At 72.3% G+C, this 22789-nt stretch carries 14 protein-coding genes; 6 read left to right on the top strand and 8 right to left on the bottom strand.

Annotation, left to right across the window (positions count from 1 at the left end; all coding sequences use genetic code 11):
• Positions 1 to 2: 2 nt before the first annotated feature.
• Entirely contained in the window at positions 3 to 9113 is a 9111-nt protein-coding gene (locus AB0N81_RS13405; protein WP_365357932.1) for a beta-ketoacyl synthase N-terminal-like domain-containing protein, read from the bottom strand.
• A 261-nt stretch (positions 9114 to 9374) separates the two neighbouring features.
• Here AB0N81_RS13405 and AB0N81_RS13410 point away from each other — a divergent pair, with 261 nt between their 5' ends.
• The gene (locus AB0N81_RS13410; RefSeq protein ID WP_365357933.1) at positions 9375 to 10157 is read left to right on the top strand and encodes an alpha/beta fold hydrolase; all 783 of its coding nucleotides are present in this window, start codon (positions 9375 to 9377) and stop codon (positions 10155 to 10157) included.
• Positions 10158 to 10449: 292 nt separating this feature from the next.
• Here AB0N81_RS13410 and AB0N81_RS13415 read toward each other — a convergent pair whose 3' ends face one another.
• The gene (locus AB0N81_RS13415; RefSeq protein WP_365357934.1) at positions 10450 to 11061 is read right to left on the bottom strand and encodes a TetR family transcriptional regulator; all 612 of its coding nucleotides are present in this window, start codon (positions 11059 to 11061) and stop codon (positions 10450 to 10452) included.
• The gene (locus tag AB0N81_RS13420) at positions 11039 to 12574 is read right to left on the bottom strand and encodes a DHA2 family efflux MFS transporter permease subunit (RefSeq protein ID WP_365357935.1); all 1536 of its coding nucleotides are present in this window, start codon (positions 12572 to 12574) and stop codon (positions 11039 to 11041) included. The genes AB0N81_RS13415 and AB0N81_RS13420 overlap by 23 nt, the downstream gene beginning before the upstream one ends.
• 229 nt (positions 12575 to 12803) lie before the next feature.
• Here AB0N81_RS13420 and AB0N81_RS13425 point away from each other — a divergent pair, with 229 nt between their 5' ends.
• From AB0N81_RS13425 to AB0N81_RS13440, 4 genes are all read left to right on the top strand, one after another.
• Positions 12804 to 13670: a methyltransferase domain-containing protein gene (locus AB0N81_RS13425; protein ID WP_365357936.1), complete on the top strand. Its 867-nt coding sequence runs from the start codon at positions 12804 to 12806 to the stop codon at positions 13668 to 13670.
• 53 nt (positions 13671 to 13723) lie between these two features.
• On the top strand, positions 13724 to 14638 hold the full coding sequence (locus AB0N81_RS13430; RefSeq protein WP_365357937.1) for an alpha/beta hydrolase: 915 nt from the start codon (positions 13724 to 13726) through the stop codon (positions 14636 to 14638).
• A 121-nt stretch (positions 14639 to 14759) separates the two neighbouring features.
• Positions 14760 to 17180, top strand: coding sequence for a type I polyketide synthase (locus AB0N81_RS13435; RefSeq protein ID WP_365357938.1), 2421 nt, complete (start codon positions 14760 to 14762; stop codon positions 17178 to 17180).
• A 32-nt stretch (positions 17181 to 17212) separates the two neighbouring features.
• Positions 17213 to 17530 (top strand): acyl carrier protein, encoded by a 318-nt coding sequence (locus AB0N81_RS13440; protein WP_365357939.1) that lies wholly within the window; start codon positions 17213 to 17215, stop codon positions 17528 to 17530.
• A gap of 87 nt (positions 17531 to 17617) precedes the next feature.
• Here AB0N81_RS13440 and AB0N81_RS13445 read toward each other — a convergent pair whose 3' ends face one another.
• The 5 genes from AB0N81_RS13445 to AB0N81_RS13465 form a co-directional block, all read right to left on the bottom strand.
• The gene (locus AB0N81_RS13445) at positions 17618 to 18124 is read right to left on the bottom strand and encodes a hypothetical protein (RefSeq protein WP_365357940.1); all 507 of its coding nucleotides are present in this window, start codon (positions 18122 to 18124) and stop codon (positions 17618 to 17620) included.
• A 202-nt stretch (positions 18125 to 18326) separates the two neighbouring features.
• Positions 18327 to 18524 (bottom strand): antitoxin, encoded by a 198-nt coding sequence (locus AB0N81_RS13450; protein ID WP_365357941.1) that lies wholly within the window; start codon positions 18522 to 18524, stop codon positions 18327 to 18329.
• Between the two features lie 115 nt (positions 18525 to 18639).
• Positions 18640 to 20094, bottom strand: coding sequence for a vanadium-dependent haloperoxidase (locus AB0N81_RS13455; protein WP_365357942.1), 1455 nt, complete (start codon positions 20092 to 20094; stop codon positions 18640 to 18642).
• A 147-nt stretch (positions 20095 to 20241) separates the two neighbouring features.
• A complete protein-coding gene (locus AB0N81_RS13460) occupies positions 20242 to 21048 on the bottom strand; it encodes a mannose-6-phosphate isomerase (protein WP_365357943.1) in 807 nt (268 codons plus the stop codon).
• A 139-nt stretch (positions 21049 to 21187) separates the two neighbouring features.
• Positions 21188 to 22027 (bottom strand): SDR family oxidoreductase, encoded by an 840-nt coding sequence (locus AB0N81_RS13465; protein WP_365357944.1) that lies wholly within the window; start codon positions 22025 to 22027, stop codon positions 21188 to 21190.
• Positions 22028 to 22145: 118 nt separating this feature from the next.
• Between AB0N81_RS13465 and AB0N81_RS13470 the strand changes: the two genes are divergently transcribed.
• On the top strand, positions 22146 to 22787 hold the full coding sequence (locus tag AB0N81_RS13470; RefSeq protein WP_365357945.1) for a DUF6328 family protein: 642 nt from the start codon (positions 22146 to 22148) through the stop codon (positions 22785 to 22787).
• The last annotated feature ends 2 nt before the right edge of the window (positions 22788 to 22789 follow it).

Here is a 22789-nt window from a genome sequence, read left to right on the forward strand (position 1 = left end):
GGTCACCCGGCCTTCGGAGTGGGGGTCGCGCGCGAGGTGTCGGGCCCGACACCCAGCTCGTTGTCGATGAAGTCGAAGATCTGGTCGGCGGAGGCGGCCTTGAGCCGGTCGGCGGTGTCGCCGCCGTCGTCCGCCGTGACGTTCGTGGTCTTCCACCGGGCGAGGAGCGCCTCGAGCCGGGTGGTGATCTCGCCCGTCTCTCCGTGCGTCAGCCGGTCGGCGAGCACGGTCAGGGCGTTCTCCACGCGGTTCAGGTCGCTCAGCACGGTGCCGGCGGCGGGAGGTCCGGCCGGGGTCGGCGTCGCCGGTGCGGACATCGCCCCCGCGGGCGCCGGCCCCGTCAGCGTCCTGCCGCGCTCGGTCAGCCGCTCGGTCAGCCGCTCGGTCAGTCGGTCGGTCAGTGGCTCGGTCAGTCGCTCGCGCAGGTGTCCCGCGATGGCCGCGGGGGTCGGGTAGCGGAAGACGAGGGCTGTGGGCAGGCGCAGTCCGGTGTCCTCGACTAGCCGGTTGCGCAGCTCGACGGCGGTCAGCGAGTCCAGGCCCAGCTGCTTGAACGTGGCGTCGCCCCGCAGCGCGTCCGGGTCGGTGCGGCCGAGGACCGCGGCGGCGTGCGCGCGTACCGCGTCGTTGAGCAGCCGGAGTTGTTCGGAGGTGGACAGGGCGGCCAGGCGGGCCGGCCAGTCCGTGGGGGGCTTGCGGTCTGCGGCGGTACGCCGGGGCGGGGCGGCCTGCGCCTGGGCGGCGGCAGCCAGTGCGCGCAACGGCGCGGGCAGGGACGCGGAGTTCACGGTGCCAAGGGTGCGCAGCGCCAAGCTGGCCCCGAGGAGGGGGAGGCCACCGCCGTGCGCGCGGGCGGCATCGAGCAACGGGGGTACCTGTCCGGGCGTCGTTTCCCTGATACCGGGCCTCGGCGCGGTGGACGGGCCGTAGGTGAGGGCCACACCCGTCGCGTCGGCGGCATGCCGCCGCAGGGCGAGGGCCTCACGGAACGCGTCGGCGCCCGCGTCGGCCGCCGCTCGCGGGACCCCCAGGTCCGCGCCCGCCGGAGACAGGACGGCGAACAGGGTCAGAGGGAGGTGGACGGTCGCGGCGTGCAGGGCGGCGGTGACGCCTGCGCTCGACGACCATGCCTCGGCGAACCGGTCCTCTGTCCAGGCGCCGGGGTCGTCCGCATCCGCGGTGTCCGCGACTCCGGTGGCGTGGATGACCCCTGTGAGGGGGTGGTCCGCGTCGACGGCGGTGACCGCTGCGGCGAGGGCGGCCGGGTCCGCCGGGTCGGCGTCGCTCACGCGCACGGCGGCACCCAGCTTCCGCAACTCAGCGGCCACTTCCGCCAGTTCACCGTCACCGTCACCGTCACCGGACAGCAGCAACAGATGCCCGCACTCCCCGGTGCGTACGAGGTGTTCGGCGAGCGCGGCCACCGGGGCACCGGTCGATCCGGTGAGCAGTACGGTGCCGTCCGGGTCGAGTGGCCGCGCCTCGTCGGGGGCGGCCGCGCTGCGGACAACAGTGAGACGGGGAGCCAGAACGCGGCCCGCACGCAGAGCGATTCGCGGTTCGTCCGCGGCCAGAGCCGTCGCCACGGCCTGCTCCAGCGCGGTGCCTTCGACCTCGGCGTCGGCTTCCGTGTCGATGAGGAGGAAGCGGCCGGGGTGCCTCACCTGAGCATGCTGGACGAGGGCTGCTGCCGCGGCAGCGGCCGGGTCGGGAGGAGGCCCGTCACCGGCGGCGACCGCGCCGCGCGTGACCACCGCCAAACGGGAGTCGGCGAATCGCGTGTCGGCGAGCCAGCGGTCGAGGAGAACCGCGGTCCACCGCACCGCGTTCAGCCCGTCGGCTGCCTCGTCGCCACCGCGACCGGCGCCGGAGCCCCAGCCCGCGCCGGTTGCGCTGGCGAGCACGACGGACGGCACCGGAGCCCCGCCGTCGACGGCCGACCCCAAAGCGGCCAGAGAGTCCAGAGAGCCCGAAGTGTCCGGAGCGTCCAAGGCACCCAGATCGTCGACGGCCATGCCCGCCGACGCAAAGGCCGGTACAGGTACAGGTACCGGCACCGGCACCGGCACCGGCACCGGCACCCACTGAACCGCGTACAGCTCCGCTCCCCGCTCCCCCGCGACCCGCAGCTCGCGGCGCCCCGCCGCCACCACGACCAGAGCCTCGCAGGTCAGTACCTCCGCTCCGGTCGGGTCGCTCACGCCGATCCGCCAGGACCGGCCGCCCGGCGACGTGCCGGGCGCGTCGTCCAGCGGGGTGAGCCGGACGCGTACGGACGTCGCATCGGTGGCCCACAGCGTCACGCCGGTCAGGGTGAACGGCAGCCATACCTGGTCGTCCCTGGCCGGCTGCTCGTCGAGCAGGGCGGGGTGCAGTGCGGCGTCGAGGAGGGCCGGGTGCATGCCGAACCCGGTTGCGGCGGGGGCCTCTTGGGGCAGTGCCGCCTCGGCGTACAGTTCGTCGTCCCGCCGCCACAGGGCGCGCAGCCCCGTGAAGACGGGTCCGTAGCCGACGCCGGACGCGGCGGCCCTGTCGTAGAAGCCGTCCAGGTCGACGGGCTCTGCACCGGACGGCGGCCACGCCGTGTCCGGGAAGTCCGTGACCGTCTCGGAGGGCTCGGCGATCAGCCGCCCGTCGGCATGGCAGGTCCAGGATGCGTCGTCCGTCTCGGAGGCGCCTTCGTCGTCGGGGCGTGCATAGATGTGGAACTCGCGGTGTCCGTCACGCGCGTCGGCCGCCCCCACCACGATCTGCACCCGTACGCCCCCGGTTTCGGGCAGCGCCAGCGGGGTCCTGAGCGTGAGTTCGTCGACGCCCGCGCAGCCCGCTTCGTCGGCCGCGCGCAGGGCCCACTCCGCGAGGACGGAGGCAGGCACGAGGGCGGCGCCGAAGAGGGTGTGCTGGGCGAGCCATGGGTGGCTGTGCCTGCTGATGCGGCCGGTGAGCAGGCGTATGTCGCCGTCGGCGAGTTCGGTGGCCGCTCCGAGGAGCGGATGCCCTGCCGCGGTGAGGCCGAGGCCGGTCGCGTCCTGAGTGCCGGTGGGAGCCTCCAGCCAGTAGCGGCGGCGCTGGAAGGCGTACGTGGGCAGCTCCACGGTCGACATGCCGGTACCGCCACCATCGCCACCATCGCCGCCATCGCCGCCACCGCCACCGTCGCCACCGTCGCCGGCGAACCAGCTCTCCCAGCGGACCGCGCACCCGGCGCCGAAGGCCTGCGCGAGTGAGAGGGCGAGGCGCGACAGGCCGCCGTCGTCACGCCGCAGTGTGGGCACGGTGACGGCGTCCGTCTCCGCCTCTTCGAAGGTCTCTTGCAGGCCGAGGGTGAGGACCGGGTGGCTGCTTGCCTCGATGAAGATCCGGTGGCCGTCGGCGAGGAGCGCGGCGACGGCGTCGGCGAACCGGACCGGTTCACGGAGGTTGGTGACCCAGTAGTGGGTGTCGAGACCCTCGGTTTCGACCCGGGTTCCGGTGACTGCCGAGTAGAACGCCACCGGGGCCGGGAGGGGGCGGACGCCCGCCAGGGTGCCGGTCAGTTCGTCGGTGATGGCGTCGACCTGCGGGCTGTGCGAGGCGTAGTCGACGTCGATGACGCGGCCGCGCAGCTCGCGGGCCCCGGCGGCGGCGACGACCGCCCGGACCTCGTCGGGCGGGCCCGAAATGACGGTCGAAGAGGGGCCGTTGACCGCGGCGACGCCCACGCCGGCGTGCCCGTCGATGAGTTCGGCTGCCTGCCCCTGTCCCACCCCGAGTGAGGCCATGGCGCCCCCGCCCGAGAGCTGCCTCAGTGCCAGGCTGCGCAATGCCACGATCCTCGCGCCGTCCTCCAGCGTGAGCGCCCCGGCCACGACGGCCGCCGCGATCTCGCCCTGGGAGTGCCCGACGACGGCGGCCGGCGTGATCCCGTACTCCGCCCATACGGCGGCGAGCGAGACCATCACCGCCCACAGCGCGGGCTGGACCACCTCGACCCGCGACAGTTCGCTCCCGTCCCCGCGCAGCACTTCGGTCAGCGACCAGTCGACGTACGGGGACAGCGCCTGCTCGCACTCGCCGATACGGGACGCGAACACCGCGGATTCGGCCAGGAGTCGGGAGCCCATGCCCGCCCACTGCGATCCCTGCCCGGGGAACACCAGGACCGGGCCGGGGCCGATGTCGCCGGCGACCCCGGACACGACGTCCGGCGACGCCTCACCCGTGGCCAGCGCCTCGAGTCCGGCGGCCAGTGCCTCGCGGTCCCGGCCCACGACCACGGCCCGGTGCTCGAACACCGCCCGTGTGGTGACCAGCGACCGGCCCACCTGCGCGGCGGAAGCGGAGGCGTCTGCGGACACCAACTCGCCCAGGCGGCGAGCCTGTTCGCGCAGGGCCGCCCCGGTCCGGCCGGATACCACCCACGGCAGCACCGCACCGTCCGCCGCCCGGTCGCCGGCAGACTCGGGGGCCTTCAGGGCCTCGGGGGCCTCGGGCGGCTCCTCGATCACCAGGTGCGCGTTCGTGCCGGAGATGCCGAAGGACGACACCGCGGCGCGGCGCGGACGTTCACCGCGCGGCCAGGCGACCGGTTCGGTGAGCAGTCGTACCGCGCCCGTCGACCAGTCCACGTGTCCGCTCGGCTCGTCGACGTGCAGGGTGGTGGGAAGCTGCTCGTGGCGCAGCGCCATCACCATCTTGATGACACCCGCCACACCCGCGGCGGCCTGCGTATGACCAATGTTCGACTTCACCGAACCCAGCCACAACGGCCGGTCCTCCGACCGCCCCTGCCCATACGTCGCCAACAACGCCTGCGCCTCGATCGGATCACCCAACGTAGTGCCGGTGCCATGCGCCTCCACCGCGTCGACCTCGTCCACGGTGAGCCGGGCGGCGGCGAGCGCGGCACGGATGACGCGTTGCTGGGAGGGGCCGTTGGGCGCGGTCAGGCCGTTGCTCGCGCCGTCCTGGTTGATCGCCGAGCCGCGGATCACCGCGAGCACGTCGTGGCCCTTGCGTCGCGCCTCGGAGAGCCGTTCGAGGAGGACGAGGCCCACGCCCTCCGCCCACCCCGTGCCGTCGGCGCCGGCCGCGAACGGTTTGCAGCGGCCGTCGGGGGCCAGGCCGCGCTGGCGTGAGAACTCGGTGAACATGCCCGGTGTGGCGAGGACGGTGGCGCCCCCGGCGAGGGCGAGGTCGCACTCGCCGCGCCGCAGCGCCTGTGCCGCGAGGTGGAGCGTGACCAGTGAGGAGGAGCAGGCGGTGTCCACCGTCAGGGCGGGGCCTTCCAGGCCGAAGCTGAACGAGAGGCGGCCCGAGGCGACGCTGGGGGTGCTGCCGGTCAGCAGGTAGCCGTCGGTGGACTGGGACGGTTCGTGCAGACGGGGCCCGTAGTCCTGGCCCGTCATGCCGACGAACACACCGGTCGGGCTGCCCTTGAGCGCCCGCGGGTCCACGCCCGCCCGTTCGAAGGCCTCCCAGGCGCATTCAAGGAGCAGCCGCTGCTGCGGGTCGACGGCCAGTGCCTCGCGCGGGCTGATGTCGAAGAACTCGGCGTCGAAGTCGGCGGCGTCGTAGAGGAATCCGCCCTGTCGTGTGCAGCTGGTGCCGGACCGGGCGGTGTCGGGGTGGAACAGCCGTTCCAGGTCCCAGCCGCGGTCGGTGGGGAACGCGCCGATCGCGTCGGCGCCGTCCGCGACCAGCCGCCACAGGTCCTCCGGTGAACCGGCGCCGCCCGGGTAGCGGCAGCTCATGGCGACGATGGCGACCGGGTCCTCGTCCGTGCCGGGAGCGTCCGCGCCGGGGGCCTTCGTGGCGGGGGCCTTCGTGGCGGGCGTGGTGCCGGCCGGGGCGGCCGTGCCGGTGAGCTGTGCGCGCAGGTGCGCCGCGACAGCCAGGGGTGTCGGGTGGTCGAAGGTGAGGGTGGCGGGCAGCGGCAGCCCCGTCGCCGTACCGAGCCTTTCGCTCAGCTCGGCCGCGGCCATCGAGTCGAAGCCCGACTGCTTGAAGGTGCGGGCGGTTTCGACGGTTCCCGAGGTGGCGCCGAGTACGACGGACACGTGCTTGGCGACCAGGGCGAGGAGGGTCCGCTCCTGATCGGCGACGGAGAGCACGGCAAGCCGCTCACCGAGCTCCGCCCGGACTCCGTTCCCGCCCCGCTCGGGCGGCTCTACTGCCTGGTCCCGCGCGGGCGGCTCTACTGCCTCGCCCCGCCCGGCCGTCACTGCTGCCTCGCCCCGCTCGGTCGGGTTCCGGGGATCGTCCCGCCCGGTCGGGTTCCGGGGATCGTCCCGCCCGGTCGGGTTCCGCGGCTCGGTCCGCCCGTCCACGGCGTCCGGCCAGTGGCGGTCGCGCTGGAAGGGGTACGTGGGCAGGGGCAGACGGCGGGCAGGAGTGCGGCCGCCGTACGCGGGCGTGAAGTCGACGTCGGCCCCGCGGACGTACACCTGGGCCAGGGCCGTCAGGAACGTGGTGACCTCGTCGCGGCCACGGCGGCACGTGGCGATGGCCGCCGGGCGCGGGCCGCCCGGGTCAGTGGGGCCGGTGGAGCCGGGGAAGCCGGTGGAGCCGGGGAAGCCGGTGGAGCCGGGGAAGCCGGTGGAGCCGGGGAAGCCGGTGGAGCCGGGGAAGCCGGGGAAGCCGGGGAAGCACGCGCGGGCCATCGTGGACAGCGGTGCGTCCGGGCCGAGTTCGACGAACGTGGTCACACCGCGCTCGCACAGCGCCCGCACGCCGGACAGGAACCGCACGGGCTCACGCGCGTGCCGCGCCCAGTAGTCGGGGTCGGCCTGCTCGGACCCTGTCGCGTCCACGGGCTCGCCGGTGACGTTGGAGACGACGGGGACGGCCGGTGCGTGGAAGGTCAGCCCGGCGGCGACGGCCCGCAACTCGTCGAGGACGGGGTCCATGTGCGGCGAGTGGAAGGCGTGGCTGACCTTCAGACGGCGGGCCTTGCGGCCGCGGCCCCGCCAGGCGGCGGTCAGTTCGTCGACGGTGTCACGGTCGCCTGAGATCACCACGGAATCGGGGCCGTTGACGGCCGCCACGGTGACGCGCCGCTCGTGCCCGGCGAGCGCCTCGGCCGCCTCGTCCGCCGTGGCCTGCCACGCGGCCATCGCGCCGGGCACCCGCACCGACTGCATGAGCCGTCCGCGGGCGGCCGCCAAGGCGCTCGCGTCGGCCAGCGAGAGGACCCCGGCCACGTGTGCGGCCGCGATCTCGCCGACCGAGTGGCCCAGGACGTAGTCGGGCTCCAGGCCGAAGGAGACGGCCAGGCGGTACAGGCTCGTCTCGAACGCGAAGAGCGCGGGCTGGGTGTACGCGGTCCGGTCGAGCAGCGCCTGCCGCTCGCGGCTCTCCTCCCCCATGACGATGTCGCGCAGAACGGTCTCGTTCCGCGAGCGGTCCAAGTGGACGTCCAGCGCGGCGAACGCTTCGTCGAGGGCGTCGGCGAAGACAGGGAACGCCGCGCACAACTCGCGTCCCATGCCCGGCCGTTGTGCGCCCTGGCCGCTGAACAGGAAGGCCGTCCTGCCGTCGGTGCCCACCGCCGGACCGCGCACCACGGAGGCGGTGTCCTCCCCCTCGGCCAGCGCGCTCAGGGAGTCGAGCAGTGCGGTGGTGTCGCCGCCGAGCAGGACCGCGCGGTGGGCGAGGGGCGCGCGGGTGGTGGCCAGCGCGTGGCCGACCTCCGGGGCCTCGGGGGTGAGGCGGCGGGCGGCCAGGTGGGTCCGCAGGCCGTCGGCCCGCGCACGCAGCGCGGGTTCGCTGTGGGCGCTGACCGGCCACGGTGTCGGTACCGACGACGGTGTGGCCGTGGGGGCGGCGGGTGTCCGGGGCGCGGGTTCGGGTGCGGCCGCCAGGACGAGGTGACCGTTCGTGCCGCCCATGCCGAAGGAGGACACCCCGGCGATCAGGGGCTGTTCGGGGCGCGGCCAGCCGGCCGGTTCCCGCTGGACGGCCAGGCCGAGGCCGGCGAGGGGGATGGCCGGGTTGGGGGTGGTGAAGTTCAGGCTCGGTGCCAGTCGCCGGTGGTGGATGCTCAGGGCCGTCTTGAGCAGCCCGACGATGCCGGCGGCGGCTTCGAGGTGGCCGACGTTCGTCTTGGCGGAGCCGACGGCCAGCGGCTCGGTGCGCGCCGCGTCCCGGCCGAGGGCGGCGCCGAGCGCGGCCGCCTCGATCGGGTCCCCGACGGGTGTGCCGGTGCCGTGCAGTTCGACGTACTGCACCTGGTCCGGCGTCACATCGGCCCGGCGGCACGCCAGGCGCACCACGTCGCGCTGCGCCTCCCCGCTGGGCAGGGTGAGTCCGTCGGTCGTGCCGTCGCTGTTGACGGCGCTCCCCCGGATCACGCAGTACACCGTGTCGCCGTCACGCCGTGCCGCGGCGAGCGGCTTGAGCACCACGAGGCCGCCGCCCTCGCCGCGTACGAAACCGTCGGCGCGGGCGTCGAAGGTGTGGCAGCGGCCGGTGGCCGAAAGACCGCCGAAGCGGGCCTCGGCCAGCTCGGTGGTCCGCGGCGAGCAGATGAGGTTGACGCCGCCCGCGAACGCGGTGTCGGACTCGCCGCTCCTGATGCTCTCGCAGGCCAGGTGCACGGCGACGAGCGAGGAGGACTGCGCGGTGTCGACGGTGAGGCTCGGTCCCGCCAGGTGATAGGCGTACGAGATGCGGTTGGCCAGAACGCTGCGGTGCACGCCGGTCATGGTGTGCCGGGTGACGGTGCCCCGCGCCCGGAGGTCCAGGACGTCGGTGTAGTCGTCCCAGAGCGCGCCGACGAAGACGCCGGTGCGGCTGCGCGCCAGGGTGGGCGGGCGGATGCCCGCGTCCTCCAGTGCCTCCCAGCTCAGTTCGAGGAGCAGCCGCTGCTGGGGGTCCATCGCCACCGCCTCGCGGGGGCTGATGTGGAAGAAGTCCGCGTCGAAGGCGTCGATCCGGTCCAGGTAGCCACCGGGTCCGTGGAGGCCGGAGTCGGCTCGCCGCCGCTCGGGCGGTGCGGTACTCACCGCGCTGCGTCCCTCGCTGAGGAGCTGCCAGAACGCGGCCGGATCGGCGGCTCCTGGGAGGCGGCAGGCCAGCCCGACGACCGCGACCGGGTCGGGGCCCGCGCCCGCGCCGGAGGTGGCCGTGGCCATCACGTCAGCTGCCGTCGGGCGCGGAACAACTGGCTGCCACAAAACATCAACGGCGCTCCCGGTCCGAAATCGGAGATCGCTTCGAGTACCGGGCTCATCGTGAGCGGGCTGTCTAAAGGCGAACCAAACCCGGGCTAGCCGTCCGCCGCTTTAGACGGGCGCTATGGGCTGCGGCCAGCATCGGGGTGGAGCGGCGAACCGGTCCGCCCTCGGCCGGGCACGTCAGCGCGCCCGCGGAGCAGTGCGAGGAGAGGGAGAGCGATGGACAGGGGCACCACGCGGGCACCGCACAAGACGGGGGCCGGGGTGTGGCTGCGGCGGTACCACGACTCCGCCGCGGCACCGGTGAGGCTGGTCTGTTTCCCGTTCGCGGGCGGTTCGGCGAGTTACTACTTCGGTCTCTCCGGGTTGCTCGCGCCGGGGATCGAGGTGCTTTCCGTGCAGTATCCGGGGCGCCAGGACCGTCATGCGGAACCGTGTCTGGAGTCGGTCGCCGAGCTCGCCGACGGCGTCGTGGGCCAACTGCCGTGCGACGGGAAGCCGTTCGCCCTGTTCGGGCACAGTCTGGGCGCCATCGTGGCGTTCGAGGTGGCGCGGCGGCTGCCGGGGCCGGCCGGTCCTGGCCTGCCAGTGCATCTGTTCGCCTCCGGCGGGCTCGCGCGGCCCTACCGTCCGGCGGGGCGGTCGGGGGCGTTCGGGGACGCGGAGATCCTGGCTCATCTGCGGGCGATGGGCGGCACCGACGAGCGGTTCTTCAGCAGCCCGGAGCTGCAGAGCCTCATCCTGCCCGCGCTGCGGGCCGACTACCGGGCCGTGGCCTCCTACGAGGCGCCCGGTCCCGGCCGCCTGGAGTGTCCGATCACGGCGCTGATCGGGGACGCCGACGAGCGGACCTCGCCCGAGGAGGCGGCCACGTGGCGGGAGCGGACCGGCGCGGCGTTCGAGCTGCGGGTGCTGCCCGGCGGGCACTTCTACATCGACGGCTGCCAGAAGCAGGTCGCGGCCGTCGTGACGGCGGCGCTCGCGGCGGGTCCCGGCTTCTGACGAGAGCGGGGAGGGCGGACAGACCCCTGCGGACAGACCCCTGGCGTGCTCCGTCGAGGGAAGCCGGAGCACGCCAGGCTGGACCGGACGCGGCAGCCGGGGGGACCGTGGCCGCGCGCGGTCGTCTTTTTCTGTGCCCCCCGCGCCCCTGCGGGGGAATCCAGGGGCGCGGGGGTCGTACGCGACTGCCGTGGCCTGCGCGTACGAGTCCGGTCGGGGCGGGAGGTGTCGACCCCCGCCCCTTCGGTCAGGGCCTGAGGACCCTTCGGTGAAGGCCTGAGGCGTCCTTCCGTCAGGGCCTGAGGTTTTCCAGGCAGTGGAGCGCCTCGTCCAGAGTGGTCGCGAAGTCCATCTCCGGATCGTTCGCCCAGTCCATCGAGACCTGCAGCATCACTCCGAACACGGCGCCGGTGTAGGCGCGCACCGCGGGATCTCCGGGGTCGCGGCCTGCCCGCTTGGCCACCTGCTCGCCCATGAGCTGCATGGTCTGGCTGATGTTGCCCAGGCTGGCCCCCCAGAGTTCCGGCTCGGAGAGGATGAGCACGAAGCGCTCGCGTTGCAGGGCCAGTTCCTGTGCGGTGATGTCCTTCAGCATCGATCTGATGGCTTGCCGCTCGGCCTGGATCGGCGTCAGGTCGGGCGACTGGGCCTGGAACATCATGGCGAAGGGCAGGTCGTAGTCGTGAGAGAAGACGAGGTCCTGCTTGGTCGCGAAGTAGCGGAAGACGGTGCTGGGAGCGACCTCGGCGGCTTCGGCGATCTGCTCGATCGTCGTGGCGGTGTAGCCCTGTTCCCTGAACAAGCGCACCGCCTCCCGCTGGATCGCGGCCTTCGTCCGGGCCTTTTTTCGTTCTCTCAGTCCAGGCACTGTTCTGCCCTGGTCAGACTGCGTCTGCGGCTTCATGCTCAGATTCTGCGGTCTTGGCGGTGCTCTGACCAACATGGCGGGGCAGCCACACCACCGCCAGCAGCACACCGAGCAGTCCCAGGCCACCGGAGACGATGAGCACCACGTCCAGGGCGTGGACGTACGCGGAGCGCACCGAATCGGCGAGTCCGTTGGACTTGATCGCCCTGGCGACCGCGAGGCCGCCGAACACCGAGTCCTTGACCGCGCCCTGCGCCTGTTCGGGCACTCCGTCGAGGTCGAGCTTGCCGCGGTAGCCGGAGTTGAGGATGGAGCCCAGGATGGCCGCGCCGAAGCTGCCGCCGAGCGTCCGGATGGACTGGTTGACGCCGGAGCCGACGCCGGCGGAGTCCTCGGAGAGCGCTCCGAGGGCCGCGTCCATGGCGGTGGGCAGGGCGATGCCGAGGCCGAGGCCGTACGCCGCGGTCCACGCGGCCGCGAGTCCGGTGCCGCTGCCGGCGTCCGTGGTGGCGCCGTAGAACAGGGCGGCGGCCAGGAGTGCGAAGCCGATGCCGACCGCGGTCTTCGGGCCGAGTGCCTTGGCGACCTTGTTGGCGACCGTCACACCGACGAGCAGACCGCCGACCATCGGCAGCAGCCGGAAGCCGCTGCCCATCGCGTCGGTGCCGAGGACCGCCTGGTAGTACTGCGGCATCGTGAACAGCACGCCGAACATCGTGAAGTTGATGACCGTGCCGAGCATGGTGCCTGAGGTGAACCGGGCCGAGCGGAACAGCGAGAGGTCGACCAGCGGGTCGGCCACCCTCTTCTCCCACATCACGAACACGACGATGGCAAGAACGCCGCCGATGGTCGGCACCAGCGTGGTGACGTCCGTCCAGCCCTTTTCGCCGCCCTGGATCACGCCGTACGTCATCGCGGCGAGACCCACGCTGGAGAACACGAGGCCGCCCACGTCGAACGGCTTGGCCTCCTTGGCCTTCGACTCCGGGAGCCAGGCGGACACCGCGAGGAAGGCGAGGATGACCACCGGCACGTTGATCAGGAAGACGGAGCCCCACCAGAAGTGGTTGAGCAGGTAGCCACCGAGGATCGGGCCGAGCGGATAGGCGAGCATCGCCGCACCTGCCACCGCTCCGATGGCCTTGGGACGCTCCTCGTCGGAGAACATCACCGGCAGCAGCGACAGCGTCGTCGGCATGATCAGCGCGGCGCCCAGACCGAGCACCGCACGCGCGCCGATGAAGGTGCCGGAGTCCGTGGCGTAGGCACAGGCCAGCGAGGCGAAGCCGAAGATCACCAGAGCGGTGAGCAGCACCTTCTTGCGTCCGAAGCGGTCGCCGAGCATGCCGGCGGGGATCATGCCGGCCGCGAACACCAGCGTGTACGACGTCACGAACCACTGCAGTTCGACGTTGTTCGCGCCCAGGTCGTCGGCCATGGCCGGCAGCGCCAGGCTCAGGATCGTCACATCGAAGCCCACGACCATCGAGGCGAGTACGAGAGCCCCGACGGCCCACCACCGTCGCGCACCCAGATCAGCAGACACGGGAGTCGACCTCCTAAAGAGAGCTCAATATCTAGTGGGAGCGTACTCTCGTTTTTTTGGGCGCGGTACCACCCGTTCCGTATAGAACGCGTCAAGAGCCCGGCCCCCGGCCCAGGAACCGGCCCTGCACCCCGCGGCCCCCTAGGGGTGGTCCACGGGCCTCCGTAGGGGCCGTTGAGGGGCGGCGGTGGGGTTGTGACCCCTGTCGGCGCGCGGTGACGCTGAGGTGGTGACGGAGAACGCGACGACCAAGAAGCCCCCGACGGTGAACAAGACCGTCGCCCCCGAGCCCAGCGACATCGGCCACTACTACGACCACAAGGTCTTCGATCTGATGACTCAGCTCGGGGACGGCAATCTGCACTACGGCTACTGGTTCGACGGCGGCGAGCAGCAGGCCACCTTCGACGAGGCCATGGTCCAGATGACCGACGAGATGATCCGCCGCCTCGACCCCGCCCCCGGCGACCGCGTCCTCGACATCGGCTGCGGCAACGGCACCCCGGCCATGCAGCTGGCCCGCGCCCGCGACGTCGAGGTGGTCGGCATCTCCGTCAGCGCCCGCCAGGTCGAGCGCGGCAACCGCCGGGCCCGCGAGGCCGGCCTCGCCGACCGGGTCAGGTTCGAGCAGGTCGACGCCATGAACCTGCCGTTCGACGACGGTTCCTTCGACCACTGCTGGGCCCTGGAGTCCATGCTCCACATGCCCGACAAGCAGCAGGTCCTCACCGAGGCCCACCGGGTCGTGAAGCCCGGCGCCCGCATGCCGATCGCCGACATGGTGTACCTCAACCCCGACCCCAGCAGGCCGCGGACCGCGACCGTCAGCGACACCACCATCTACGCCGCGCTCACCGACATCGGGGACTACCCCGACATCTTCCGCGCCGCGGGCTGGACGGTCCTCGAACTGACCGACATCACCCGCGAGACCGCCAAGACCTACGACGGCTACGTCGAGTGGATCCGCGCCCACCGGGACGAGTACGTCGACATCATCGGCGTAGAGGGATACGAGCTCTTCCTGCACAACCAGGCGGCCCTCGGCAAGATGCCCGAGCTGGGGTACATCTTCGCGACCGCGCAGCGCCCCTGAGCGTGCCGTCCCCGCCGTCCTCCCCCAGCACAAGGGATCACAAGGGCCCGCCTGTGAAGAACCTCCGCATCCCCGTGTCGCAGACCGTCTCCCTCAACGTCCGGCACCGGCCCGCAGGCGCACCGGGAGCCACGGGCCGCCCGTTCCTGCTGCTGCACGGCATGCTCTCGAACGCCCGGATGTGGGACGAGGTCGCCGGACGCCTCGCCACCGCGGGACACCCGGTCTACGCCGTCGACCACCGCGGCCACGGCGACTCGGACGCGCCGCCCGACGGCTACGAGAACGCGGCCGTCGTCACGGACCTGGTCGAGGCGGTCACCGCCCTCGGCCTGTCCGGCGCGCTGGTGGCCGGGCACTCCTGGGGCGCGCACCTCGCCCTGCGCCTGGCGGCCGAACGCCCCGAGCTGGTGGCCGGTCTGGCGCTGATCGACGGCGGCTGGTACGAGTTCGACGGGCCGGTGATGCGTGCCTTCTGGGAACGCACCGCCGACGTGGTGCGGCGCGCACAGCAGGGCACCACCAGCGCCGCCGACATGCGCGCCTACCTGAAGGCCACACACCCCGAGTGGTCGTCCACCTCCATCGAGGCGCGCCTCGCGGACTACCGCGTCGGGCCGGACGGCCTGCTCGTCCCCCGCCTGACCTCGGAACAGGTCATGTCGATCGTAGAGAGCCTCCAGCGCGAGGCCCCCGCCGACTGGTACCCGAAGATCACCGTGCCGGTCCGGCTGCTGCCCATCATTCCCGCCATACCCCAACTGTCCGACCAGGTACGGGCATGGGTGGCCGCCGCCGAGGAGGCCCTGGACCAGGCGAGCGTGCGCTGGTACCCGGGCTCCGACCACGATCTGCACGCCGGCGCACCCGACGAGATCGCCGCCGACCTCCTCCTGCTGGCACGCGAGCTGCCGCCGCCCGCGAGAGCGGCACGTCCCGGCGGCAAGGCAGGAGTTAGACCCGCTTAAGCAGCCGCGGCAACCCTGACAAGGACAGCGCGCGGCTCCCGCCTGCCCACCTCGTCCCACCTCGTCCCACCTCGTTCCACCTGAGGCTTCACGCGCGAGAACAGGAAGGCTGACCATTCCCGTGGCGAACGAAGAGAAGCTCGTCGAGTACCTCAAGTGGACGACCGCCGAGCTGCACCAGGCACAGCGGCAGCTGCGCGAACTCGAGGCCGCACAGCACGAACCGATCGCCGTCGTGTCCATGGCCTGCCGGCTGCCCGGCAAGACCCGCACCCCGGACGACCTGTGGGACCTGGTGTCCGAAGGACGCGACGCCGTCACCGGTTTCCCCGACGACCGCGCCTGGGAGCTCCCCGAGGAACGCCCGTACGCGGAGCTCGGCGGCTTCCTCGACGACGCGGCGGGCTTCGACGCGGGCTTCTTCGACATCGGCGCCGACGAGGCCGTGGCCACCGAGCCCCTCCAGCGCCTCATGCTGCACCTCGCCTGGGAGGCGGTCGAACGCGGCCGCATCGCCCCGCACACCCTGCGCTCCACCCTCACCGGCGTCTACGTCGGCGCCACCGGGCACGACTACGCCACACGCCTGGAGACCGCGCCCGACGAGCTGCTGCCCTACCTGGGCGGCGGCACCTCCGGCAGCCTCGTCTCGGGCCGCATCGCCTACGCACTGGGGCTCGAAGGCCCCGCCATCAGCGTCGACACGGCCTGCTCGTCGTCCCTGGTCGCCCTCCATCTGGCCTGCCAGGCGCTGCGCCGCGGAGAGTGCCGGCTCGCCCTCGCAGGCGGTGGCACCGTCATGTCGACGCCGCACACCTTCCACGCCTTCGCCCACCAGAAGTCGCTCGCGCAGGACGGCCGTTGCAAGCCGTTCGCCGCCGCGGCCGACGGCATGGGCCTGGGCGAGGGCGTCGGCCTCGTCCTGCTGGAGCGCCTGAGCGACGCGAAGCGGAACGACCACCCGGTGCTCGCCGTCATACGCGGCTCCGCGGTGAACCAGGACGGCGCCGGCTACGGCCTCGCGGCCCCCAACGGCCCCTCCCAGCAGCACGTGATCCGCGCCGCGCTCGCCGACGCGCGACTCACCCCTGACCAAGTCGACGCCGTCGAGGCGCACGGCACGGGCACGCCCATCGGTGACGCCATCGAGGTCCAGGCCCTCCTCGCCACCTACGGCGCCAACCGCTCCCCCGACCGGCCGCTGTGGCTCGGCTCCGTCAAGTCCAACACCGGCCACACGCAGGGCGCCGCCGGAACCGCCGCGCTCATCAAGATGGTCCAGGCCCTCCGGCACGGCACCCTGCCGCCGACCCTCCACGTCGACCGCCCCACCCCTCTCGCCGCGTGGAAGAAGGGCGCGGTCAAGCTGCTCACCGAGGCGGTCGACTGGCCCCGCCGCGAGGAGCCCCGCCGCGCCGGCATCTCCGCCTTCGCCACTTCCGGCACCAACGCCCACCTCATCCTCGAAGAGCCCCCGGCACCGGACGCCGCCCCTGCCGAGGCGGCGGACGTCACCTCATCGCCGGAACCGCCGGTGGCCTGGGTCCTGTCGGCCCGTACCCCCGAGGCCCTCCGGGCCCAGGCAAAGGCCCTCGTCGCCCATCTGGCGGCCACCGATCCCGCCCCTTCCCCGGCCGACGTCGCCTACTCGCTCGCCGCCACCCGCAGCCCCCTGGAGCACCGCGCGGTCCTCACCGGCACGGACCACGCCCAACTGCTCTCCGCCGCCCGCGCCCTGGCAGCGGGAGAGGACCACCCCGACCTGGTCAGGGGCGCCACCGGCAGCAGCGCCGAGAAGACCGCCTGGCACTTCGACGGCCGCCCCTCCGACGGGGTCACGCCCGAGAGCCCTCCCTGGGACGGCTCCGACTTCCACTCGGCGTTCCCGCTCTTCGCGACCGCCTTCGACGAAGCCCGCGCGCTCCTCGGCACCCACCTCACGTCCCCGCCGCCCGCCGATGCCTTCACCACGTGCTTCGCGGCGCACACCGCGCTCGCCCGGCTGCTCCTCGAAACAGGGGCCCGTCCCCACACCCTCACCGGGGACGGTGTCGGCCACATCGCCGCCGCGTACGCGGCCGGCGTCCTGACCCTCGACGACGCGTGCCGCCTGGCCGCGGCCCACGCCGCGGCCACCGCCGGCGCCGACGGTGCGCAACCGCCCCCGCCGGACGCCTACGAGCCGGTGCTGAAGCAGCTCACGTTCCGCTCCCCCACGCTCGCGCTCACCGGCACCGCCCCGGCCGATCTCCCCGTCGACTCCCCCGGTTACTGGCACCACCACCTCACCTCGCCCTCCGCCACCGCACTTCCCGACCCCGGGACCCACACGCTTCTCCAGATGGGCGCCCCCTCTCCGGAGAGGCCCGCCGTACGGGACCTGCTGACCGCCCTCGCGCGGCTCCACACCACGGGCGGCACCGTCGACTGGACCCCGCTCGTCCGGCGCACACCGCACCCCCGGACCCTCGACCTCCCGACGTACCCCTTCCAAGCCACGCGTTACTGGCTGCACGACCACACCACGCACGCCTCGGTCTGACCCGCCACCACCCCACTCACACAGGAGCATTCATGACCAGCACCGACAACACCGCCGGCCAGGACGCCACCGAGCTGGAGAAGCAGCTCGCCGCGGCCACCCCCGAGGAGCGCGAGCGGCTCCTCACCGACACCATCCGCACGCAGGCCGGCACCCTCCTGAACACCACCCTCGGCGACGACAGCAACTTCCTCGAGAACGGCCTCAACTCCCTAACCGCTCTCGAACTCACCAAGACGCTGATGACGCTGACCGGCATGGAGATCGCCATGGTCGCCATCGTCGAGAACCCGACACCCGCGCAGCTCGCCCACCACCTCGGCCAGGAGCTCGCGCACACTTCCGCGTAACTGCCCGTACGCCCCGGACCACCCGGGCACGACGCCCGTCCCCGCCCCCGGACGCACGACGCTCCCGGGGGCACAGACACGTGGCCGTCAGGCGGCGCGGCAGAGCGCTGCGGTGCCCACGGCCGCGTGCGCCTGACGGGCGGTACGCACGGAGGTGGCCGCGACCTGCGAACGGTTCCGCGAGAAGACGACGAGGCGCAGCACCACGAAGCGTGCGACTCCGGCGAGCGCGGAGGCGGACAGGTAGACGACCTGCTCGACCACCGCACCGGGCGCCGCCACCAGCTGTTGCAGGGCCAGCATCGCCGCACAGGTCACGACGTACGCGGCGGCCGCGGAGCCGGCCGACTGCGTGTGCTGCCGCCAGGTCGCGCGGCCGCCCGCGCCGAAGGTGAAGCGGGCGTGGAGCTCGGTGGCGAGGAGCGTGGAGACGACCGTGATCAGGGCGTTGGCCAGCGCCCAGGGAAGCCACGCGGCGAGGGCCGCCACGGCGAAGCTGGAGGCGAGCCCCACTCCGCCGCCGCAGAGCACGAACCGGGCGAAGGCGGCGCAGGCGCCTGGTGCTTCCTGCTGCCGGCTCTCTGCTGTCCCCACGTCCCCAACCCCTTCGACGGCTGTCTCCCCGAGAAGCGCACCTCTCGGCCTGTGAGACCGGGTGCGCCACCCCTTGACGCCATCATGGCACACATCTGGCACCACCGTGAGCCATTAACGACACCACGTTGGAGCCACACAGAGGGAGGCCCCGCCCCTCCGCGTCATGCGGAGGGGCGGGGCCGTGGCGGTCTCCCCCGCCTCAGCTCTGCGGCGGGTCCTGCTGCGACCGGTCCGTGTTGCCGAACTGCTCCCGGAGCTTGTCCTGGCCCGTGTCGACCTGGTCGGAGTACTTGCCCTGGGTCCTCTCGTCCACGAAGTCGCCCGCCTTGTCGATTCCCTGGCCGGCCTTGTCCTCGTGCCCCTTGAGCATCTGCTTGAGCTTGTCCATGACCGTCATGGGCGTACCTGCCTCTCTGCACTCCCCCCATCCAGGGTCAGGGCGCGGAGCGCGATCCGCATCCGCAGGCACGTCCTCGGAACGTCCTCGGAAGTCCTCGGAAGTCCTCGGAACGTCAGAGCTTGCGCAGCTTGGTCGTGTACACGTGATTGGCGATCTTGTCGCCGAGCACGAGTCCGTCCTCGGCGTCCCAGGGGAAGTGGACGCCGAGCCAGACCCGGCTCTGGGCGTCCTCCCGGGCGGCCTGGCTGAAGCTGGTGAACGAGCGGGACTTGACAGGGGACTGCGGTTCGTCGGTGGTCATGGTGAAGGCGATGTCGTCGCTGCCGAAGTAGCGCTTCATCACCCCCGCCCAGGAGGCGCCGAAGGTGGCGTGTCCGGAGGCCCAGGCCGGGAAGCACGGGGAGACGTTCACTCCCGCCCGCGTCTTGAGCAGCGGCTTCCACTGGGGGTCGAGGCCGCTGTCGCGGATGGCGGACACCGGCCGCCACAGGTCGATCGGGGTCAGGTACTTCACGTCCCGCACGGCGATCCCGGCGTCCGCCATCGCGATGGAGACGAGTGCGAACAGACGGGCGTTCTCGTAGGTGTCGAGCTTTTCCTGGGTCGCGACCTCACGGGTGGCCTGGAGCAACTGCCCCGGCGGCTTGTACGTGCCGTCCTCGTCGTTCGCCCAGAACCAGGCCACCGCTTCCTGCTCCGGGGTCCGGTCGACGACGGGGGTCTTGGCGGTGCGCTCGTCGGCGCCGGCCGTGCGGACCGCCTCGACCTGCTGCTTGTACGCGTCGCTGGCCAGCAGCTTCTCGTACGTTCCGTACAGGCCCGGGGTAGGCGGCCGGAACTGTGAGCCCGAAGTCAGCGCGAAGGGTTTGACCTGACCCCAGAAGGGAGTCACGGCCTGGCTGGCGCGGGTGCAGTTGGGGTCGACCATGTCGGGGTAGCTGGTGGGCCGCCAGGCACCCGGCTTGTTGTCCGTGACGTACTTCTCGTCGTTGTCGGAACCGTCGGCGTGACGGGCATCCCGCATCTGCTTGACCATCGGACCGACGATCGTCGTGTCGAGGAGGTCGAACCCGGTCGGCTCGGTGCCGAAGCGGGCGCGGAACCGCGCGTCGAGGTAATTGGTCTGCCCGGGGTAGAGCCCGAGCAGGATGTTGTACGCCGTTCGTCCGACGACCCGCTCCTCCTCGTCCGGCCCCTCGATCCAGCCCGCGTACTTCTCGGCGCGGAGGTAGGGCTCGGAGGTGATCCTGCCCTTCCATTTGAGCTGGTACGAGGACTCCGCGTCGTAGATGGCGGCGTTCAGCATCGCGGCGGACCTGGCCATGGGGCCGGGGCCGCCGCCCTCTCTTCGGACGACCTCCATGAGTACGTCGTTCCAGTAGTGCACCGGGTCCGCGATGGTCTGCGGTGGCAGCGCCGCATGGGCCGACTGTGGCAGCGCCGCATGGGCCGACTGTGGCAGCGCGGTCAGCGTGGCGCTCGCCGCGGCCAGCGCCACGGCGACCGCCAGGGCCCGGCACCGGCGCACCGGCCGCTTGCTGTTGACGTTCCGGATGTGCGTGGTCATGGCCAACCCCCTGGGAACTCACCTGGTACGAAGGCCACCGGAGCGGTGGCGGCGCGATCCTCACCCCTGCGCGCCGATGGCAGATACCGCTCCCGGTGGAATGTCCGGCCCCGCCAGGCTGCTTGTCCGAAACCCGTCACCAACCTGTCACCGCCGACGGGAGTCCTCACCGAGGGCGGCCACGACGTTCGGCCCGTAGCCGGCGGCGGCCAGCGGCCGGTGAATGTCGCGTTCGAGGTCGGGCAGGTAGCCGGCCAGTACGTCGGCGGCGCCGTGGACACGCACTTCCCCTAGAGCGGCGGGCAGCAGTACGGTCTGCCCCCGGTCGAGATCCAGCGCCCGGCCACCGCAGGTGATGGTGGCCGGTGCTCCCGCGTTGCTCAGGATGTGCGCGGTGGCGAAGCCGTGGTCGAGCACGGCTCCGCTCTGTACGCGCCAGCGTTCCAGGGCGAAGTAGGGGCCGGCGCACAGGATCACCCGGTCGACGCCGTCGTCCACGGGCAGGCGCAGGCCGGGGACGAAATCCGGCCGCCGATCGGGTTTCCACTGCCCAAGGAGCGCCTCGATGTTGGCGTGCCACTGTTCGTCGGAGAGTGCGGACCCGTCCTCCATGCGGTGACGCATCGCGTGCTCCTGGAGGTCGGAGGTCTGCTCGATCTCGTAGACGAGCGTCCCGGGGCCGAAGCTGTGCAGGGTGCCGGCCGGGACGTACAACGTCTCCCCGGCACGCACGGGCAGGCGGCGCATCACGGCGTCGAAGTCCTCCGCCAGCAGAGCGCGTCGCAGCTCTTCCGCTGTCACGCCCGGCCGCACGCCGACCAGGGCGGTGGCGCCCGGCTCGGCGTCGAGGATGTGCCACGCCTCGGTCTTGCCATTCGGCTCGCCCTGGCTTCGCGCGGCGCGGTCGTCGGGGTGCACGGGCAGAGGCCCCGCCGCGTCGATGAACTTCGTCATCGCTGACCTCCCATGTCTCGGCGATCCGGCCCGGGGGCAGGCCGGTGCGCCCCAGCCGGTCCGGGATGGCCCGGCCGCCGAAGAGGTGCTGTTTGACCGGTGTGGTGAGCCGCAGCGGATACCAGCCCATGGCAGCCGCCTACAGGATGGACTGTCCACCGGTGACCGCGATGCGGGCCCCGGAGACGTAGCTGCCTTCGTCGGAGGCGAGCATGACGTAGACCGGCGCCACTTCGGCGGGCTGGCCCGGCCTGCCCAGCGGCACGTCCTGCCCGAAGCCCTCCACCTGTTCCTCCGGCAGGGTCGCGGGAATCAGTGGCGTCCGGATCGGGCCCGGCGCGACGCTGTTGACGCGGATGCCCTTGTCCGCGAGGAGTTGGGACGCGGCCCCGACGAAGTTGGCGATGCCGGCCTTGGTGACGTCGTAGGGCAACAGTTGCGGCGGCGGCATGTCGGAGTTGACGGAGGTGGTGGCGATGATCGACGCCCCCGGCCGCATGTGGGGAACGGCCGCCTTGCACAGGTGGAACAGCGCACTCAGGTTGACCGCGAGTGTGTGGTCCCACTCGTCGTCGGGGATGTCCTCCAGCGTGTCGCGGGTCATGTGGTACGCCGCGTTCGACACGAGTACGTCGATATGGCCGAAGGTCTCCGCCGCTGTGCGCACCACCGCGCGGCAGTGCTCCGGCTCCGCGAGGTCGCCCGGGACCAGGACCGCCTTGCGGCCGGCCTGCTCCACCCAGCGTGCCGTCTCGCGGGCGTCGTCGTGCTCGTCGAGATAGGAGATCAGGACGTCGGCGCCCTCGCGGGCGAAGGCGATGGCCACGGCTCGCCCGATACCGCTGTCCCCTCCGGTGACGAGGGCGCTCTTCCCGGACAGCCGGCCGGAGCCGCGGTACGTCTCCTCGCCGTGGTCGGGCCGGGGACGCATCTGTCCTGTGGTTCCGGGCGGGGACTGCTGCTGCGGGGGCTGGTTCACCTTGTTCTCCCTGTTCCTGGGCTCCGACGCGAGGGCCTCGCGCCGCCTGTGAACCCCCGCGGCCTGCTTGGGAAGGGCCTCACGGGGCATCCGGTTTCTCTGGAAACGGGAGGATGCCATGACCATGACGGAGCGGTCGGCCGAGTCGGCGGACGAGAACGAGCACACCGCATGCTGTCCGCGTCACCACGGTGACGGCTCGCGGAACAACGGAGCCGGCTCACGCAACGATGGCGCCGAAGCGCGAAACGACGGTGCCGAAGCACGGAACGAGGGTGCGGAAGCGCCGGAATCCGCGCGCGAGCGGGTCAACCGCCGCTGGCACGAGATCCTGCAAGAGACACGGGTCGCCCAGACAGGTGTGCAGATCCTCTTCGGATTCCTGCTCAGCGTGGCGTTCACTCCCCTGTTCCGGGAGCTGGACACGTTCGACCGCGTCGTCTACGTCATCACTGTGGTCCTGGGCGCGTCGGCCACGGGATCACTGATAGCGCCCGTCTCCATCCACCGCTTCCTGTCCGGCCAGCGCATGAAGGACGAGGTGGTGGAGACCGCGGGCCGCCTGATGATGTGCGGCATGATTCTCCTCGCGCTGACCATCGGCTGCACGCTCCTGCTGATCCTGCGCATCGTGGTCCCGGGCCCTCTCGCCGAAACCCTCGTCGGCGGGGTCATGCTGTGGTTCGCCCTCTGCTGGTTCGCACTGCCGCTGTGGTTGCGGCGCCGCGGCGTACGACGCTCCCGGAGCAGCGAGGCGTAGCC

Origin of the sequence: Streptomyces sp. NPDC093510 (assembly GCF_040683555.1) — a bacterium.
Classification (GTDB): domain Bacteria; phylum Actinomycetota; class Actinomycetes; order Streptomycetales; family Streptomycetaceae; genus Streptomyces.